A 719-nucleotide genomic window follows, 5' to 3' on the forward strand; every position below is an offset into this window, starting at 1 on the left:
CGGGGCCCGGATGTCCGATCCACGGCGTACCGCGTTGCTGCTGGCCCTGATCGTCGCCGGTACGACGCTCGCGTCACCGGTGCAGAACCTGGTCAGCCGCAAGATCGAGGCCCGCGCGGACTACCACTCGCTGCGGTTGACCAACGATCCGGCGGACTTCGTCGAGATGCAGCACGAGCTGTCGGTGCGCAACATCTCCGGCCTGGAGCCGAGCCGCTGGCGGTACTGGCTGTTCGCCAACCACCCGACGCCGCCGGAGCGGATCGCGATGGGGCGGGCCTGGGCTTCGGAGCACGGCCAGACAGTTCCACCGCTGGCCCAGAAGTGACGGTACCAATTCTGACCCCACCCCACCGCCCCGGTCAGGTGCTGGTCGTCACCAACGACTTCCCGCCGCGGCAGGGTGGGATCGAGACGTTCGTCCGCTCGTTGTGCGACGAGCTGCCCGACGTGGTGGTGTTCACGTCGCGGATGCCGGGCGCCGCGGAGTACGACGCGGCGCTTGGATTCTCGGTGGTCCGGGATCGGACGGCGATGTTGTTGCCGACGCCACGCGTCACGCGGAGCGCAGTACAGGTGATGCGGGAGTATGGCGCCGATCGGGTCGTGTTCGGGGCGGCGGCTCCGCTCGGTTTGATGGGCGCGACCCTGCGCAGGGCGGGCGCGCGGCGGATCGTTGCGCTGACTCACGGGCATGAGACGTGGTGGGCCGGTACGCC

General features: G+C 69.7%; 1 protein-coding gene and 1 pseudogene. Both read left to right on the forward strand.

Annotation, left to right across the window (positions count from 1 at the left end; genetic code table 11):
- Nucleotides 1-328, forward strand: a 328-nt coding sequence (locus CAY82_RS27390; RefSeq protein WP_170931132.1) for a M48 family metalloprotease, incomplete at its 5' end; no start/stop codon positions are given.
- Between the two features lie 38 nt (nt 329-366).
- Nucleotides 367-719 (forward strand): annotated as a pseudogene (locus CAY82_RS27395) (alpha-(1-2)-phosphatidylinositol mannosyltransferase); the annotation flags it as partial.

The sequence above is a fragment of the Pseudomonas sp. SID14000 genome, assembly GCF_002165135.1.
Classification (GTDB): Bacteria; Pseudomonadota; Gammaproteobacteria; order Pseudomonadales; family Pseudomonadaceae; genus Aquipseudomonas.